General features: G+C 66.1%; 13 protein-coding genes. 2 read left to right on the forward strand and 11 right to left on the reverse strand.

Annotated features, from left to right (window positions below; all coding sequences use genetic code 11):
* Positions 1 to 125: 125 nt before the first annotated feature.
* From ccsB to QPK32_RS22140, 3 genes are all read right to left on the reverse strand, one after another.
* Entirely contained in the window at positions 126 to 1,316 is a 1,191-nt protein-coding gene (ccsB, locus tag QPK32_RS22130; protein ID WP_290414958.1) for a c-type cytochrome biogenesis protein CcsB, read from the reverse strand.
* 26 nt (positions 1,317 to 1,342) lie between these two features.
* Entirely contained in the window at positions 1,343 to 3,436 is a 2,094-nt protein-coding gene (locus tag QPK32_RS22135) for a cytochrome c biogenesis protein ResB (RefSeq protein ID WP_290414959.1), read from the reverse strand.
* Between the two features lie 104 nt (positions 3,437 to 3,540).
* On the reverse strand, positions 3,541 to 4,230 hold the full coding sequence (locus QPK32_RS22140) for a cytochrome c (RefSeq protein WP_374046775.1): 690 nt from the start codon (positions 4,228 to 4,230) through the stop codon (positions 3,541 to 3,543).
* 196 nt (positions 4,231 to 4,426) lie between these two features.
* Between QPK32_RS22140 and yihA the strand changes: the two genes are divergently transcribed.
* Together yihA and hemB are read left to right on the forward strand one after the other, a co-directional pair.
* A complete protein-coding gene (gene yihA, locus QPK32_RS22145) occupies positions 4,427 to 5,161 on the forward strand; it encodes a ribosome biogenesis GTP-binding protein YihA/YsxC (RefSeq protein WP_290414961.1) in 735 nt (244 codons plus the stop codon).
* A 9-nt stretch (positions 5,162 to 5,170) separates the two neighbouring features.
* Positions 5,171 to 6,184 carry a porphobilinogen synthase gene (gene hemB / locus QPK32_RS22150; protein WP_290414962.1) on the forward strand — a complete coding sequence of 338 codons (1,014 nt, stop codon included), beginning with the start codon at positions 5,171 to 5,173 and terminating at the stop codon, positions 6,182 to 6,184.
* 76 nt (positions 6,185 to 6,260) lie between these two features.
* Here hemB and QPK32_RS22155 read toward each other — a convergent pair whose 3' ends face one another.
* The 8 genes from QPK32_RS22155 to QPK32_RS22190 form a co-directional block, all read right to left on the reverse strand.
* Positions 6,261 to 6,743, reverse strand: coding sequence for an SCO family protein (locus QPK32_RS22155; protein WP_290414963.1), 483 nt, complete (start codon positions 6,741 to 6,743; stop codon positions 6,261 to 6,263).
* A gap of 100 nt (positions 6,744 to 6,843) precedes the next feature.
* Positions 6,844 to 7,308 (reverse strand): hypothetical protein, encoded by a 465-nt coding sequence (locus tag QPK32_RS22160; protein ID WP_290414964.1) that lies wholly within the window; start codon positions 7,306 to 7,308, stop codon positions 6,844 to 6,846.
* A gap of 21 nt (positions 7,309 to 7,329) precedes the next feature.
* Positions 7,330 to 9,114, reverse strand: a complete 1,785-nt coding sequence (locus tag QPK32_RS22165; RefSeq protein ID WP_290414965.1) for a galactose oxidase-like domain-containing protein — start codon at positions 9,112 to 9,114, stop codon at positions 7,330 to 7,332.
* Between the two features lie 364 nt (positions 9,115 to 9,478).
* The gene (locus tag QPK32_RS22170) at positions 9,479 to 10,321 is read right to left on the reverse strand and encodes a hypothetical protein (RefSeq protein ID WP_290414966.1); all 843 of its coding nucleotides are present in this window, start codon (positions 10,319 to 10,321) and stop codon (positions 9,479 to 9,481) included.
* Between the two features lie 341 nt (positions 10,322 to 10,662).
* Positions 10,663 to 13,776, reverse strand: coding sequence for an efflux RND transporter permease subunit (locus QPK32_RS22175; RefSeq protein WP_290414967.1), 3,114 nt, complete (start codon positions 13,774 to 13,776; stop codon positions 10,663 to 10,665).
* 3 nt (positions 13,777 to 13,779) lie between these two features.
* Positions 13,780 to 14,967: an efflux RND transporter periplasmic adaptor subunit gene (locus QPK32_RS22180; protein WP_290414968.1), complete on the reverse strand. Its 1,188-nt coding sequence runs from the start codon at positions 14,965 to 14,967 to the stop codon at positions 13,780 to 13,782.
* 140 nt (positions 14,968 to 15,107) lie between these two features.
* Positions 15,108 to 16,475: an ATP-binding protein gene (locus QPK32_RS22185; protein WP_290414969.1), complete on the reverse strand. Its 1,368-nt coding sequence runs from the start codon at positions 16,473 to 16,475 to the stop codon at positions 15,108 to 15,110.
* Positions 16,472 to 17,200, reverse strand: coding sequence for a response regulator (locus QPK32_RS22190; RefSeq protein ID WP_290414970.1), 729 nt, complete (start codon positions 17,198 to 17,200; stop codon positions 16,472 to 16,474). Before QPK32_RS22190 ends, QPK32_RS22185 begins: the two co-directional genes overlap by 4 nt.
* Positions 17,201 to 17,287: the final 87 nt, after the last annotated feature.

Raw genomic sequence — 17,287 nt, forward strand, 5'->3', positions numbered from 1 at the left:
CCTACCGCGGTAGGCGCTCGGACGCATCGTCGTCCGTTGTTTCAACCTTACACTATCCACCGATACTAGGCCGGACACGTGCGCTTTCGTTACACCATGTAATCCGGCCGTCATCTTCGTCCGGCTCAGAGCTTGCCGTAGGAATGCAGGCCCGACAGGAACATGTTCACGCCCAGGAAGGCGAACGTCGTGACCAGCAGGCCCACCAGCGCCCACCAGGCCGCGGCGCGCCCGCGCAGGCCGCTCATCAGGCGCATGTGCAGCCAGGCCGCGTAGTTCAGCCAGACGATCAGCGCCCAGGTTTCCTTCGGGTCCCAGGACCAGTAGCCGCCCCAGGCCTCGGCCGCCCACAGCGCGCCCAGGATGGTGGCGACGGTGAAGAAGGCGAAACCGACGGAGATGGCCTTGTACATCACGTCGTCCAGCACTTCCAGCGACGGCAGGCGGTCGACCAGGTAGCCGTGCGACTTCAGCAGGTAGGCGGAGCCGACCATGGCGGCCAGCGCGAAGGTGCCGTAGCCGATGAAGTTGGCGGGCACGTGGATCTTCATCCACCAGCTCTGCAGCGCCGGCACCAGCGGCTGGATCTCGGCGGCGTCGCGCGCCACCGTGTACCACAGCAGGAAGCCGACGGCGGCCGAGATCACCAGCAGCACGAAGGGGCCCAGCTGGCGGGTGGCGTAGCGCTGCTCGTAGTACAGGTAGAACAGGGCCGTGATCATCGAGAACAGGATGAACACTTCGTACAGGTTCGACACGGGGATGTGGCCGACGTCGGGACCGACCAGGTAGGACTCGTACCAGCGCACCATCATGCCCGTGAAGCCCAGTACCACGGCGGCCCAGCACAGCTTGGAGCCGACGCTGCCGCCGAACGGCGAGCGGGCCGCCAGGCCGATCCAGTAGAACACGGTCGAGAACACGAACAGCGCGCTCATCCACAGGATGGCGGACTGGCTCGACAGCGCGTACTTGAGGAAGAATTTCTGGTTCGCCGCGTCGAGCGAGCCGCCGTACAGCGAGATGCCCCACAGCGACAGCGCCGCGATCAGCGGGATCAGCCAGCGCACCGGCTTCCAGGTCCAGCCGAGCACGGCGAAGGTGGGCGCGGCCAGCAGCAGGATCGCCTCCTCGTAGACGTCCATGTGGGCGCCGTAGCGGTTGAACGCGAACAGCGCGGCGGCCATCAGGACGGCGCCGTAGACCCAGTCGACGACCGTCAGGCGCTTGAAGAAGCCGGGCGGGCGGGTGTAGCGGACCTGGTCGGCCTGCGTTTGCGCTTTTCCTTGCGCTTGCGATACTTGCGAAATATCCATCGTGTTCTCCTTGCGTGGCCGGCAGCTTACGCCGATTGCGGCAGCTTCGTTTTCAACTCGTCGAATTCGCGCTCGAAATCGAGCGTCTTGCGCTGGGTGCTCATGGCCATCAGCGCATGGGCGCCCTGCCCTTCATCCCCGTTCTTCACCCACACCCAGATGCGGCGCTCGCGGATGTAGAACATGGCAAAGATACCCAGTACCAGCAGCAGGCAGCCCAGGTAGACCACCTTCTTGCCCGGCGAGCGCGTGGCCTGCAGCACCGAGGCCTTGACCTCGGTGAAGTCGTCCAGCGCCAGGTAGACCGGGGCGCCGTAGAAGAAGCTGTCCGACAGCGCATTGGTGGCCAGCTGCAGGAAGCGGCCATGGGCTTCGGTCGGCTCGGCGGCCGGCTCGCCCGCTTGCGCGCGCGCGGCCTGCCACAGCTCCCACATGGCGCCGTTGAGCATCTTCATGAAGACATTCGCGGCTTTTTCCTGCTCCCCCTGGGGGATGCGTTCCAGGAAGCGCGACACGGCGACGTAGCCCCCATTGTCGCCGCTGCCGGCAAAGATCGCCAGCGTCTTCGCGCTCGATTCGCGCAATTGGGCGGCCAGCGCGGCATCCTTCTGGCCCGGCGGCAGCGCGCGTTCGGCATAGCGGCGCGCCGCTTCCTCGCGCAGGGCCGGATCGGCCAGCGCCGCGCGCAGGCGCATCCACTCGCCCACGCCGTGCTTGTCGTCGGCGGGAATGCGCAGGAAGCTGAACGGCGCCGACGGGTCGGTGCGCACGCCGGCCAGGTAGACCTGGGCGCCTTCGAGCTCCACCGGCTGCATGTAGTTCAGGAATTCGCGCGCCTGGCCGCTCTTGTCGCGCAGCTTGTACTGCACGCTGGGGCCGACATTCTTGAGGTCCTTGTTGTTGGCGTTCTTGGCCGCCGAACCGGTGTGCTGGGACAGCGTCGCGGACAATTCCTCGTTGAGGGATTTGCCCTTCTTGACCGCGTTGACGTCCTCGCCGGCCTTGACGTTCTCGACGTTGAACGGGCGGAAGCCGCTCCATTCGATCGCGTAGACGTCCTTGCCGTGCTTGTATTCGCTGGCGCCGCCCACCTCGCCCGCCACCGGGAACGAACGGTCGGCGCTGCCCGTCATCGGCCAGCCGGTCAGCTTGAGCTTGCTGCCACCGTCCTCGAAGCTGGACTGGTACAAGGCCACGCCGCGGTAGATCAGCGGCTGGTTGACCTTGATGGTGCCGTCGAAGGTCTTGCCCGTCTCGTGGTCGCGGATCGTGACCTCGCTGGCGAACAGCTTGGGCATGCCGGTCGAATAGAAATCGATGATGAATTTCTTCAGGTGGATCGTGAACGGCAGTTCCTGCACGAACACGCCGTCGTTCTGCACGAGGATGGCGGTGGCGCTGCTCTGCCCTTCCGGGATCATGGTGTTGCCGCGGAACGAGGGATTGCCCACGCCCAGGCGGTTCTTCGCCGGGATGTTTTCCGGGAACGCGCCCGCGAGCGGGGTCTTGCCCATGAACCATTGTTGGAAGCGGATGGTGAGATCGGAATCGAGCAGGCCGCCCAGCAGGATCACGATGATGGCCGTGTGCGCGAAGATGTAGCCGAACTTGTTGCCGGCGCCCTTCTTGGCCGCCACCAGCACGCCGCCGGCCTTGTCGACCAGTTTCACCTTGTAGCCGGCGTTTTCCAGGCGCTGGGCGGTCTGGGAGGCGAGCGGCACGGCGGACAGGGGCGCCGTCCATTCGGTCCGATGGTGGAAGTTGCGCAGCGATTCCTCGCGCACGCTCTCGCGCCAGCTGCGCATGTCGCGCAGCATCTTCGGCGCGTTACGGGCAATGCACAGCGAGGTCGAGACGATCAGGATCGCCAGGCTGAGCAGGAACCACCAGGTCGAGTAGACGGTGTACAGGCCCAGCTTGTCGAAGATCTCGAACCAGAACGGGCCGAACTGGTTGATGTAGTTCGGCGTCGGCTGGTTCTGCTGCATCACCGTGCCGATGATTGCGGCAATCGCGATGATCATCAGGAGGCTGATCGCGAAGCGCATCGACGATACCAGCTCGACCGCCTCGGCGAGGCCGTTGCGGCGTGTTTTCAGTTCAATTCCCGTGGTACTCATCGGCCCCTACCTTCGTTCGCATCAGAAACAACGTGCGGGAGCATACCAACAAAAAGGGCAGCCTGCTTGCGCCGCTGCCCCTTGATTACAATTCTTATGAGAAATTATTTTAATCCGGCGATGTAGTCGGAAACGGCTTTCATTTCCTCGTCCGACATGCGCTTGGCCAGCGTGGCCATTTGCGGGCTGTTGTTGCGGCCGCCACCCTTGAATGCCTGCAATTGGGCCAGGGTATAGTCCTGGTGCTGGCCGGCCAGGCGCGGATACTGGGCCGGAATGCCGTTGCCGGCGGCGCCATGGCAGCTGGCGCAGGCGGCCACGCCGCGGTCCGCGATGCCGCCGCGGTAGATCTTGCGGCCCAGCTCGACGGTATCCTTGTTCCTGGCCGCGCCCCCCTTCGGCTGCTGGGTGGCGAGCCAGGCGGCGATGTTCTGCTTTTCTTCCTCGCTGAGCATCTTGGCGTACATCGTCATCACGGGCTGCTGGCGGTTCGGCGTGGTGAAGTCGACCAGCTGTTTGTGCAGGTAGGATTGCGACTGCCCGGACAGCTTCGGATTGGCCACGATGGTGGAGTTGCCGCCCGCGCCATGGCAGGACACGCAGGCCGGCAGGCCGCGGGCATTGTCGCCGCTATCGTAGAGGGAGCCGCCCTTGGCCGGGTCGACCTTGGGAACAGGATTGGCCGCCGGCGCCGCGTCGGCAGCCAGGGCAAGGGCGCCAGGCAGCGCCAGGATTGCAAGCAGGAGGGATTTGGTCATCGCCGCGCCCGCGGCCGGTAAGAACACACGATTCATTCAACGCACCCCGAAAAAGTCGACGTTCATTCGCAGTATCAGTGCTGCTCCAGTGCCACATGTCCGGCCTTCGAAAAGCGCGCAATCCGATTCCCTCTCCGACGGCAGGTAACTCCCTATTGTACAATAGCTTGCTTTCCGGACTGCTTCTTTTGTTGTCTTTTTCGCTTCACTTCCCTTTCACCGTCCCTCGTCCATGTCCAAACTCTGGCAAGCCCGCTTCTTTACGACCGTCAACCAGCTGCGCGATTTGCCGCGCACGCAGGTGCCGGAAATCGCCTTCGCCGGCCGGTCCAATGCGGGCAAATCGACGGCGATCAACATCCTGACGAACCAGAAGGGCCTCGCTTTCGCCTCGAAGACGCCGGGCCGCACCCAGCACATCAACTTCTTCTCGATCGGCGGCGCCCACGTGGCCATGCACCGCAAGGACCCGACCAAGGTCGAGGAAATCCAGGCGCTGCTGGTCGACCTGCCGGGCTACGGCTATGCGGAAGTGTCGGGCGACGCCAAGCTGCACTGGCAAAAGCTGCTGGGCGACTACGTCCAGCGCCGCGACCAGCTGGCCGCCCTCGTGCTGATCATGGATTCGCGCCGCCCGTTCACCGAACTGGACATCCAGATGCTGGAGTGGTTCGCCCCGACCGGCAAGCCGATCCACTGCATCCTGACCAAGGTGGACAAGCTGAACCGCAACGAATCGACGAATGCGCTGCGCCAAGCGCAGCAGGTGCTGGACAGCTACGTCGACGAGGACGGCAACGGCTTCCCCTTCACGGTCCAGCTGTTCTCGGCCCTGAAGCGCGTGGGCATCGAGGAAGCGGACGCCAAGATCATCGAACTGCTCGGCCTCGATGGAGACGATGCCGCGCAGTCTGACACCCAGGCCGACGGACCGGACGGCGACAGCCCGGCCTCGGCCAACGACTGAGGATTGAACATGCCGATCATCACCCCCAACGCCTATCCCGCCGTGCGCATGCGCCGCATGCGCCGCGACCCGTTCTCGCGCGCCCTGATGCGCGAGAACACCGTCACCGCCTCCGACCTGATCTACCCGGTGTTCGTGCTCGACGGCCAGAACCAGCGCCAGCAAGTGGCATCGATGCCGGGCGTGGAACGCGTCTCCATCGACCTGCTGCTGAAGGTGGCCGAGGAAGCCGTCAGCCTGGGCATTCCCGTGCTGGCCCTGTTCCCCGTCGTCGACGCGTCCCTGAAGACCTACGACGGCGTCGAGGCGACCAATCCGGAAGGTCTGGTGCCGCGCGCCGTGCGCGAACTGAAGCGCCACTTCCCGCAGCTGGGCCTGATGACCGACGTCGCGCTGGACCCGTACACGACGCACGGCCAGGACGGCCTGCCGGACGAGAACGGCTACATCGTCAACGAAAAGACGATCGCCATGCTGACGCGCCAGGCCCTGGCCCAGGCCGAAGCCGGCGTGGACATCGTGGCCCCGTCGGACATGATGGACGGCCGCATCGGCGCGATCCGCCAGGCGCTGGAAGAAAAGGAACTGATCCACACCCGCATCATGGCCTATTCGGCCAAGTACGCCTCGGGCTACTACGGCCCGTTCCGCGAAGCGGTGGGCTCGAGCGCCAACCTGGGCAAGGCCGACAAGAACACCTACCAGATGGACCCGGCCAACAGCGACGAAGCGCTGCGCGAAGTGGCGCTGGACATCGCCGAAGGCGCCGACATGGTCATGGTCAAGCCGGGCATGCCCTACCTGGACGTGGTGCGCCGCGTGAAGGACGAGTTCAAGGTGCCGACCTTCGCCTACCAGGTCAGCGGCGAGTATGCGATGCTGCAGGCCGCCTTCCAGAACGGCTGGCTGGATCCGGACAAGGTCATCATGGAAACCATGATGTCGTTCAAGCGTGCGGGCGCCGACGGCGTGCTGACCTATTTCGCGCTGGACGTGGCACGGCGCCTGAAGGCCGCCGCCTGATCACCGCGTCATAGACACGCGTCGATGCCGTCCAGCACAGCTGGGCGGCATTTTTTTTTGGCGGCCGCGCCGCCGTTCACGTCCTGCCCGCGCCGAGCCGCATGGCAATGTCCATGACCAGCTCCACGGGAGGCAGGTCTTCCGAGCGCCATACGAGGCGCCCGCCCGTGTCGACGAAGAAGACTTGCGACGAATGCGCGGGCACCGCAGGCGCGCCTGCCTGCAAGCTCGTGCGCAGGACATCGATATCGCGTGCCGAAGGCACCGCTGCCTGCCACAGCGTGCCGGCTCCGAAACGTTGCAGCCAGGCGGACAGGCTGCGGGCGTCGTCCATCGGGTCGATGCTCAGCGACAGCAATCGAAGCCGGTTGCCGGATCGCGCGGCCTGCTCCTGGACGCCGGCGAACAGGGCGCCCTGCAGCGGACAGGTCTCGCTGCAGCCGGTGAACATCAGCTGCAGCGCCGTCGTGCGGCCCAGCAGCAGGCGGCGCAGCGGCAGCCGCACGCCGTCGCTGCGCAGCACGCGCAGGTCCAGCGGCAGGCCGACGGGAGGTCTCACGATGCCGATACCGTGCGCCCATGCAGCCGGCGGCAGGCCCGGCGCCAGGCATGCGCCTGCCCATGCCGTTGCCGCGGCGAGGACATGCCGCCTGCCCTGCCTATCGCTTGTCATCGCAACCGGCTCCCTTCGTCGTCAAATACGCCCACAGCGCATCGCATTGCGCCTGCTCGATGTCGAAACGCGGCATGGTCCGCTGCAGGACGACGTCGTTGGGATTGATCCCCGTGCGCAAGGTGCGGCAGAACTTGTCCGGGTCGTAGGCGAACGGCGGTTCGCCGCGCCGCTCGCGAATGCGCAACAAGACCGTGCACCCGAGCGCGGGCGCGGAGCGCGCCTCCAGCAGCGAGGACGACGCGGCATTGCCGTGACAGGCCAGGCAGGTGCCGAGGGCTGGTGGCAAGCCGGCAGTGTGTCCGGCGAGCCGGCCCGTCAGCGGTTCGCGGCCGTCGAACAGGCGCTCGCCGCGGACCGTGGCATCGGACACCGTGGCCGCCCTGGACATCGCCGCGAGCGGGGACACCAGCGCCGCGACCAGGGTGGCGTACACGAGGACGGTACGCATGGTGCGCTCGCCGCGCGTCGCTCAGCGCAGTTGCACGGTCGAGGCGACGCTGGGCACCCCGTTGCCGTCCAGCGCGAACAGCATGTAGTAGCCCGGCGGCGCGATGCCGGCATGTGCCGGTGCCTGCAGCGTGTAGCTGGTGGCGCTGCGGGCGGTGAAGCCGAGTGGCACGCGGCGCTGGTCGTTGTTCAGCGAATGCGTCACGGCGCTCAGCCGCATCAGCACGAAACCGCTGACCGCGCCGTTCGTCGTGACCGCAAGCGTGCCGCCGTACGTGGCCTGGCGCGCGGCCGAGACGATGCGCGGGCGCGTTGCCGCCGTGCCGTTCGCATTCAGCAAGTAAGGCGGTGTCAGGATCTGCGCATCCAGGTGGTTCGTCGTGCAGTTGAAGTCGCACAGCCCACCGCCGCCGATGAGGACGCGGCCGTCCGGAAGCAGCAGGGAAAAGCTGTGGTAATTGCGCGGAATGGTCAGCGCCCGCAAGGGTGTGAAGGCCTCGGTACGCGGATCCCAGAGCTCCGTCATCAGCACCGAGCGGTCGTCGGAAAATATCTTCACATACGTCTGCCCGCCCGAGATGACGACCTGGCCGTTCGGCAGCACGACGCTGTTGTGCATGGCGCGCGCGTACCCCATCGGCTGCAGCTTCTTCACCTGGGCCGTGCCGCTGCCGATATCGATGAGGTAGGCAGCGGCCGTCGCATCGGCTTCTTCATACGCCGGCGCGCCGCCCGTCTTGAGGATCTTGCCGATATCAACCATGACGGCATTGCCGTTCATGCTCGAAATGTCGTCGCCGCGCCGGCCGGCGGAGGTCACCGCGCCATTCCCGTTCGTGTCGATCCAGTGCATCTCGACGCCGGGGCCGGCCTGGAACACACGTCCGCCGGCCTGGGAGAACAGCCACAGGTGATTGTCGCCGCGGTAGACGCCGTCCGGATCGGGCGTGACGAAGGGATCGATGGGGATGCCGGCCATGCGGGTCCAGCCCGCGCCGTCGCGCCAGATCTCGCCATCCTTGCCGCCCGGCGGTCCGCTCCAGGAACCGCCCAGCGTGAGCACGTTGCCGTTGGAGAGCGTGGCATTGCCCTGGTAGCCGCGGGCGACCTGCATCGGGTAGGAGGCGCTCCACGTATCGTTCGCGAAGTCGTAGATACTCGTCTTCTGGCTGCTGGAGCCGCCGTTGACGAGCAGCCGGCCGTCGGCCAGCAAGCTGGTACCGGGGCAGAACATGTCGTGCCCCGTTTCCGCGACCCAGCGCTGGGTCACGGACAGGGTATCGGGATCGAACAGCGCGGTCGCGGTAAACCCGTTGTCGCCGCTGAAGGTGGTCGGGCTGAAGGCAGCCCAGGTGACGACCTTGCCGTTCGGAAGGTTCGCCGCCGCCACGGGGACGATGGGGAAAGGAATCGGATCGCTCAACGCCGATTGCAGCGTCGACGCCGGCGCCTGGTAGTCGCAGGTCTTGTCGAATCCGTAGGCGGGATCGCCGAAGACGGCATTGGTGCAGGCGATCGAGGCGGTCGCGTTCTGGTAGGCGTACAGGCCATTGGCGCCATAGCGCACCTGGCGCGTGCCGCTGAATGCGCAGACCTGGTCTTCCAGCGCGCACTGGACCCAGCCCGTCGCGGGCGGTACGGTCGTCCCGGCGGCGTAGTCGCAGACCTTGTCCACGCCGAACACGGGATCGCCGAACACATCGTTGTTGCAGCCGACGGATCCGGTAGCCGTCCGGTAGGCATACGTGCCGTTCGCCCCATAGCGCACTTGCCGTGAGCCGCTGAAGGTGCATACCTGGTCTTCCACGGCGCAGCGGGTCCAGTTTTCTTGAGCGAATGCCTGCTGCCAATCGCCTGCGACGATGAGAAATAGAGCGAAAACACCGGCCCGCAATAGCCGTCTGAAAAGCAGTATGTTTTTCATATTATTTGCTCCATCCAATCATGAAGACGCCGTGTTTCTTTACCCGATTTGGCTAGCGACACGCATGAAGGTACTCCCGCGGCTTATTCACCCGATTGCGTCTCCTCACTGCGCGCATGTCGCGCGATTAATCCTTGTTAAAGCCGGCGAATAGCGAAAGGCGCTTATTGGAACATCCTGTGAAAGCCATAAAAAAAGCCCGGTCGACATATCGACCGGGCTTTTTTTTCATTTCCTTATCTTCGGATCAACCGCGCGGTGGCCTGTATTCCGGGAACATTTCCTTGTAGAGGAAATTCATCAGTTCCTGCGTATCCTGGGGGCGCGCCGACAAGGTCACCACGCGGTTCAGGCGGTGCGAATCCCATTCGAAGTCGCCGCTCTTTTCCTTGCGGATCAGCTCGATCATCTTCTTGACGATGGCCGTCTCGATGTCCGGCTCGCTGCCACGCTCGACCGTCACGGCGGTCAGCCAGCGGCGCTTGAAGTTCGGGTTCCAGCCGCGGAACTTCAGGTCGGCCTTGGAGAAGGTCTGGTTGGTGACGCTGAACACGCCGCCCGTCTCGTTCGGATCCTGGCCGCCGCGGCCGTTGATGCCGGCGATATTGGCCAGCGCATTGCGGGTGCCGCGCGCGGCCTCGCTTTCCTCGGCCGGCGGCGCGTCCGAGCGGGTGGCGCCGCGCGCCTTCTTGCGCGCCTCGATATACGCCTGCATGTCGACTTCCTGCGGCGGCGACTGGGTCTCCGGCTTCGGCGGCGTCGGGGCCGGGGTTTCCTTGACCGGCTTTTCGTCCGGCAGCGTGATGGTGTCGGGCAGGCGCTGCACCTTCGGCGTGCTGCGCGGCGCCGGCTTCGACGGCGCCGGCTTGGCGGCCTTGGCCGGCTGCTGCTGCGACGGTTTCGGGGTGGGCGTGGGCTTGACCTGCGGCTCGGGCGGCAGCCACACGATGGCGTTCTCGGCGCCGGCCTTGGGCGGTGATGTGTGCTTGTCCTTCGGCTGGTACAGCCAGATCGCGACCAGCAGCACGTGCAGCAGCACGGTGGCGATCAGGCCGGTGCGGTTCGGTCCCTGGCGTCCATACGTGCTCACACTCCGTCCAGGCAGCGGCTGGCCGCAATGTGCGCAGACATCGCTGTCGTCCAGTGGCATGTGGGAATGGTCACGCAAGATATGAGTACCGCTTTTCGAACACAGCTGGGATGGGTTAACGTGCGCAGTCTACCGCGTTTGGTAACTGTACGCACGCATCGTTGGACATTTGCAAACAGCTTACAAGCTCGCCGTTTTAACTGTTGTTACAGTATGTATCCAGAAATCGCCCGATATTCCGTCGATCTGTGGCGATTTTACCCGGTAATCGCGGCTTCATAGCAAAAGGGCGGGCACCCGGCCCGCCCTGCATGGACAAACTGTAATCCGCTTCCCGCGTGTCAGGCGACCTTCACCAGGTCCAGTTCCGGACGGTCGAGCCTGGCCAGTTCCTCGTCCGTCATCGGGCCGCTGCCGCTGTACTTGTCCAGGTACAGGTAGATCACGGGCGTGATGTACAGCGTGATGACCTGCGAGAACACGAGGCCCCCGCATACGGCCAGGCCCAGCGGCTGGCGCAGCTCGGCGCCGGCGCCCAGGCCCAGGGCGATCGGCAGCGCGCCCATCAGCGCGGCCAGCGTCGTCATCATGATCGGGCGGAAGCGCAGGATGCAGGCTTCGCGGATCGCCTGTTCCGGCGTCATGCCGCCGTTGCGCTGGGCGTCCAGCGCGAAGTCGATCATCATGATCGCGTTCTTCTTGACGATGCCGATCAGCATCAGGATGCCGATCATCGCGATGATCGTCAGGTCCATGTTGAACAGGCGCAGCGTCAGCAGCGCGCCCACGGCCGCCGACGGCAGGCCGGCCAGGATCGTGATCGGGTGGATGAAGCTCTCGTACAGCGCGCCCAGCAGCACGTAGATGACGCCCACGGCCGCGACGATCAGCACCAGCTGGCTCGACTGCGAGCTCTGGAACACGGCCGCGTCGCCGCCGTAGTTGGTGATGACGGACGACGGCAGCTTGATCTCGCGCCCCATCTGTTCGATGGCCGCCGTGGCCTGGCCCAGCGAGGCGTCCGGCGCCAGGTTGAACGACAGCGTGATCGCCTGCAGCTGGCCCTGGTGGTTGACGGAGATCGGGCCCACGGTGCGCTTGACGCTCGCCACGCTGGACAGCTGCACCATGCGGCCCGTGCTGCTGCGTACGGACAGGCGCGACAGCGCGTCCTCGAACTCGCGGTCCGGCTTGGCCGTCTCCAGGATCACGTAGTAGCTGGCCGCCGTCGAATAGATCGTCGACACCTGGCGCTCGCCGAACGCCGCGTACAGCGCCGTGCGCACGTCGGACAGCTGCACGCCCATGGCGTTGGCCTTGTCGCGGTCGATGTCGAGCGTGGCCTGCAGGCCGCGCTCCTGCGAATCGCTGGTGACGTCGCGGAACAGCGGATTGGCCTGCATGCGTTCCAGGAACTGGTTGGCATAGCCGTTGATCGGCTCGCCCGACACGCTCTGCAGCGTGTACTGGAAGCGGCTCTTGCTCTGGCGTCCGCCCAGCTGCAGGTTCTGCACCGGCGACATGTAAACGGCGATGCCGGCCACCGCGCGCGTGCTCTTCCTCAGCCGCTCGATCACGGCCGGCATCTTGTCGCGCTCCTCGCGCGGCTTCAGGACGACGAACATGCGGCCGCCGTTGCCGCCGCCCGAGAAGGCGGTGACGTCCTGCACGGCCGGGTCGTCCTGGATCACCTTGGCCACACGCACCTGCAGGTCCATCATGGCCGCCGACGAGATATCCTCCGCCGCTTCCGTCGACACGCGCAGCTGGCCCAAGTCCTCTTCCGGGAAGAAGCCCTTCGGGATGTCGTTGTACAGCACGGCCGTCAGGATGAAGGTGCCGAAGGCGATCGCCAGCACCACCGCGCGGTGCGCCAGCGCCAGGTCCAGCGTCTTCTCGTAGCCGTTCCTCACCTTCGTGAAGCCGGCCTCGAAGTGGCGGCCGATGAAGCTCTTTTCTTCATGATGATCATGGCCGTGGGCCGACAGCAGGCGCGAGGACAGCATCGGCACCAGCGTCAGCGAGACGACGGCCGACACCAGCACGGCCAGGCCGACGATCACGGCGAATTCGTGGAACAGCAGGCCGATCACGCCCGGCATGAAGAAGATCGGGATGAACACGGCGACCAGCGACACGGAGATCGAGATGATGGTGAAGCCCATCTCGCGCGAGCCCTCGAGGGCGGCGCGCATCGGCTTCTTGCCCATCTCGATGTGGCGCACGATGTTTTCCAGCACCACGATGGCATCGTCGACGACGAGGCCGACGGCCAGCGTGATGCCCAGCAGCGAGACGTTGTCCAGGCTGTAGCCCATCCAGTACAGCAGCGACAGCGCGCCCAGCAGCGAGATCGGCATGGTGACGGCCGGGATCATCGTCGCCGACAGGCGGTGCAGGAACAGGAAGATCACCAGCACCACCAGCACCACGGTCAGCGCCAGCGTGAAGTTGACGTCGTGGATCGCCTCGCGGATCGAGATCGAGCGGTCGTTGACGAGGTTGATCTTGATCGAGGCCGGCAGCTGCGACTGGAAGCGCGGCAGCAGGTTCTTCACGTGGTCGACCACGGCCACCGTGTTCGCGTCCGGCTGGCGCTGCACCAGCAGCACGATCGAGCGCTCGCCGTTGTAGGCGCCGAAGGCCTTGACGGACTGGTAGCTGTCCTCGACGTCGGCGACGTCCTTCAGGCGCACCGGCTGGCCTTCGCGGGTGGCGACGATCAGGTCGGCGAAATCGGCGGCGCGCTGCATCTGCGGCGGGCCCTGGATGGTCAGGGTCTGCTGCGGGCCGTCCAGGATGCCCAGCGGCGCGTTCGAGTTGGCGGCGCGCAGCGCGCTGGCCAGTTCGTCCATCGTCAGGTTCCGCGCGTTCATGAGGTCGGTCTTGGCGCGCACGCGCACGGCGAACTTCTTGCCGCCGTTGACCTGGACCTGGGCCACGCCCGGCAGCGTCGAAATCGCCGGCGACACGAGGTTCTCGGCATAGTCGTTCAGCTCGGACAGGTTCATCGACGGCGAGGTCATCGTCATGAACAGCACGGGCGCATCGGCCGGATTCACCTTGCGGTAGGACGGCAGGTCCGTCATTTCCTGCGGCAGCTGGCGCTGGGCCGCGAGCAGCGCGGCCTGCACGTCGACGGCGGCGGCGTTGATGTCGATCGAGGTGTCGAATTCCAGCGTCAGCGAGGTATTGCCCTGGCTGCTGCTGGACGTGATCAGGTTGATGCCGGGGATCGTCGAGAACTGCTTCTCGAGCGGCAGCGCCACCGACGAGGCCATCGTCTCGGGGCTGGCGCCGGCCAGGTTGGCGTTGACGTTGATGACGGGCGTGTTATAGCTGGGCAGCGCCGCCACGGGGATGTGGAAGTAGGCCAGCACGCCGACCAGGATCAGCGTGAGCGACAGCAGCACGACCATCACGGGCCGGCGGATGCACAATTCGGACAGGTTCATGGCTCAGCTTTTGTTGGCGGCGACGGTGGTGGCGCGGTCCTTGCTGCCGCCATGGCCCTTGTCCAGCTCCTCGGCCAGGCGCACCTTGCCGCCCGGGCGCACGTTCTGCTTGCCGTCGGTGATCACCTGCTCGCTGCCGGTGAGGCCGGACACGGCGGCGTCGACGCCGAAGCCGTACAGGCGCTGCACCGGCACCTGGCGGGCGGCATGCTCCTTGTCCAGCACATACACGAAGGTGCCGGTGGCGTTCGTGATGATCGCCGCCTGCGGCACCACCACGGCATTCTTCAGCGTCTGCACGGTGACCCTGGTATTCACGTACTGGCCCGGCCACAGCGTGGTGTCGCGGTTGTCGAATTCGGCCTTCACCTTGATGGTGCCGGCGGTGGGGTCGACCGTGTTGTCGACGAAGCTCAGCACGCCCTTCACGGGCGCCAGGTCGGCGCCGGGCAGCGCCTGCACTTCGACCTTGCCGCGCTTTTGCGCCGCCAGCAGCGCCGGCAGCGCGGACTCGGGCAGCGTGAAGGCGACCGTGATCGGGTCGAGCTGGGTGACGGTGGTCAGCGAGGTGGACGGCTGCACCAGGCTGCCCGGGTAGACGTCGATGCCGCCCACGCGGCCGGACATGGGCGCGTGGATGGCCGTGTAGCTGGTGGCGACGCTGCTGGCGCGCGCGGCGGCGATGTCCGACTGCAGCGTGGCCCTGGCCTGGTCGACCTGGGCGCGCAGCGTGTCGACGGCGCTCTGGGCAATGTATTTTTGCGCAAACAAGTCCTGGCTGCGCTTGTACTGGCGCTCCAGGTCGGCCAGCTGGGCGCGGTCGCGCTCCACCTGGGCCTGGGCCTTGTCGAGGTTGGCGCGGTCGGCGCGGTCGTCGAGCGAGAACAGCAGCTGGCCCTGCTGCACGAACTGGCCTTCCTTGATGTGCACTTGGCGGATCGTGGCCGTCGTCTGCGGATGCAGGTCGACGGTACGGATCGGCGTCACGGTGCCGTTGGCCTGCTGCAGCACGGGCACGTCCTGGCGTTGCGACGGCACCACATTGACGACGGCCGGCGGCTGCTCGCCGTGGCCCTTGCCGGGCTTGGCGACGAGCGCTTCCGGCTGTGCGCCGCTGTGATGGTTGACGTACCAGCCCCCGGCGCCGACGGCGACGACGGCGGCGACCAGTGCGATGTTCTTGTGTTTCATTCCACTCCCTCTGCCCTGTGCTCCGTGCCGGGCTCGTTCTTATGCGATGAGGGCATTGCCGGATGTCGACGTCAATACCCGCCGGCGATTGTCGCACACGGGCATGACGCCAATATGTCGGAATGTTGCTGTAGAGAGATTTACTTGCCTGGGTAGTATTCGGGCAACATCAACGTCACTTCCAGGCCGCCTTCCGGGTGGTTGGCGAGGGCGATGCTGCCGCCATGCTGCTCGGCGATGTTGCGCGCGATCGTCAATCCCAGGCCGGTGCCGCCGGATTCGCGCGAGCGCGAGGTCTCGACGCGGTAGAACGGGTCGAACACGCGCGCCAGCTCGGATTCCGGGATGCCGGGGCCGGCGTCGCGGATGCGGATGCGCGCGGCGCCGTTGATGCGGTCCACCGTCACCTTGGCCGCATGGCCGTACTTGACGGCGTTGTCGATCAGGTTGACGAGGCAGCGGCGCAGGTCGAGCGGACGGCCCAGCAGCGCCATGCCGGCGTGGCCGGACAGGCTGACGCGCTGCTGGGCGTCGGCGGCGTCGGCGCAGACCGAGTCCAGCAGCGAGTCGAGGTCGAGCATCTGCATGGTCTCGGTGGTGTCCATGCTGCGGGCCAGGTCCAGGCCCTCGCGCACCATCTGCTGCATCGCCGACAGGTCGCCGATCAGGCGTTCCTGCAGTTCCGGCTCGTCGACCTTTTCCAGGCGCAGGCGCAAGCGCGTGAGCGGCGTCTGCAGGTCGTGGGTGATGGCGGCCAGCATCTGGGTGCGCTGGAAGATGTACTGGCGGATGCGCGCCTGCATGGCGTTGAAGGCGGCGCTGGCCTGGCGGATCTCGTCGGCGCCGGTCAGGTCCAGCGGCGGGTGGTTGATGTCGTTGCCGAGGTTTTTAGCGGCCTGCGCCAGCTGCTTGAGCGGACGCGTGGTCATGCGCGCCACCAGGTAGGCCAGGAAGGCCACGCTCAGCAGCAGCAGCGCGATGGCGGTCGTGTAGTCGGTGCGTTCAGGACCGGTGACGGAGCGCGGCGGCAGGACCGACAGGCGCAGCTCGTCGCCGTCGCGCAGGCGCACGCTGATGTTCTCGCAGGTGCCGCGCCACGTCATGCTCAGCAGGCCGAACACGACCGGCTGCTCGTAGCCGATGCCGCATTGCTGCGGGCGCTCGACCAGCGAGCGCAGTTCGTAGCGCGGGCCGAGGCGCGATGCCAGCGACCTGGCGAAGGCGCTCTGGGCGGGAGCCGGGGTGCCGGCCGCGCCGCCGAGGTCCTTGAGCAGCAGCCCGGGACGGTTGGCGATGTCGAGGTAGGACGGACGGGCCGATTCGGGAACGATCTCGGTCGCCATGATCAGTTGCTCGGCACGGTCGAGCAGGTGCTGGTCGCGGTATGTTTCGATCACGCGCTGGCGCTCGGCATCGGCGAGCAGCTGCGTGAGCGCGGCGGTGAGCAGGATCCCCAGCAGCAGGGTAGCGAACACGCGGCCCGTCATCGAGCCGAGGAAGGCTCTCACGCGCCCGGCTCCACCGTCACCTGGCCGGCCAGCACGTAGCCGCCGTTGCGCACCGTCTTGATGATCTGCGGCATGCGCGCGTCCTCGCCCAGCTTCTGGCGCAGGCGGCTGATCTGGATGTCGATCGAGCGGTCGAACGGGTCGGCGTCGCGGCCCTGGGTCAGGTTCAGCAGCTGGTCGCGGTTGAGCACGCGGTTCGGGTGTTCGAGGAAGACGCGCAGCAGGCGGAACTCGGCGCCGGACAGCATGATGATCACGCCCTGCGGATTGACCAGGTGGCGCGCGGTCAGGTCCAGCGTCCAGCCGGAGAACTTCATCTGCTGGACGTTCTCGACCTGGGAGTTGGGCGGCATCGCGTGGCTGCGGCGCAGCACGCTGCGGATGCGCGCCAGCAGCTCGCGCGGCTCGAACGGCTTGGGCAGGTAGTCGTCGGCGCCCATCTCGAGGCCCAGGATGCGGTCGAGCGGCTCGTTGCGCGCCGTGAGCATGATCACCGGCAGCGTCGAGTGCGCGCGCAGCTTGCGGCACAGCGTGAGGCCGTCGTCGCCCGGCAGGTTCAGGTCGAGCACGATGAGGTCGGGACGCGATTCGTCGAGGAGCTTCCACATCGCATTGCCGTCCGCGGCGGCCAGCGCGCGATAGCCGTTCGCCTCCAGGTAGTCGGCCAGGAGAGAACGGATATCGCGGTCGTCGTCGACGATCAGAACGGTAGATGGTGTGTCCATGACATCATTATCGCGGCTGGCGCGGGCCCTGAACAGCCTCTTTGTATCGGTGTGTATAAGGATGGCATAGGGAAACAAATTGATACA

This window comes from Massilia sp. YIM B02763 (assembly GCF_030412015.1).
GTDB lineage: Bacteria > Pseudomonadota > Gammaproteobacteria > Burkholderiales > Burkholderiaceae_D > Telluria.

Coding starts and splice junctions, on each gene's coding strand:
- ccsB (WP_290414958.1), bottom strand. CDS start 1,316: ATGGATATTTCGCAAGTATCGCAAGCGCAAGGAAAAGCGCAAACGCAG.
- QPK32_RS22135 (WP_290414959.1), bottom strand. CDS start 3,436: ATGAGTACCACGGGAATTGAACTGAAAACACGCCGCAACGGCCTCGCC.
- QPK32_RS22140 (WP_374046775.1), bottom strand. CDS start 4,230: ATGAATCGTGTGTTCTTACCGGCCGCGGGCGCGGCGATGACCAAATCC.
- yihA (WP_290414961.1), top strand. CDS start 4,427: ATGTCCAAACTCTGGCAAGCCCGCTTCTTTACGACCGTCAACCAGCTG.
- hemB (WP_290414962.1), top strand. CDS start 5,171: ATGCCGATCATCACCCCCAACGCCTATCCCGCCGTGCGCATGCGCCGC.
- QPK32_RS22160 (WP_290414964.1), bottom strand. CDS start 7,308: ATGCGTACCGTCCTCGTGTACGCCACCCTGGTCGCGGCGCTGGTGTCC.
- QPK32_RS22175 (WP_290414967.1), bottom strand. CDS start 13,776: ATGAACCTGTCCGAATTGTGCATCCGCCGGCCCGTGATGGTCGTGCTG.
- QPK32_RS22180 (WP_290414968.1), bottom strand. CDS start 14,967: ATGAAACACAAGAACATCGCACTGGTCGCCGCCGTCGTCGCCGTCGGC.
- QPK32_RS22190 (WP_290414970.1), bottom strand. CDS start 17,200: ATGGACACACCATCTACCGTTCTGATCGTCGACGACGACCGCGATATC.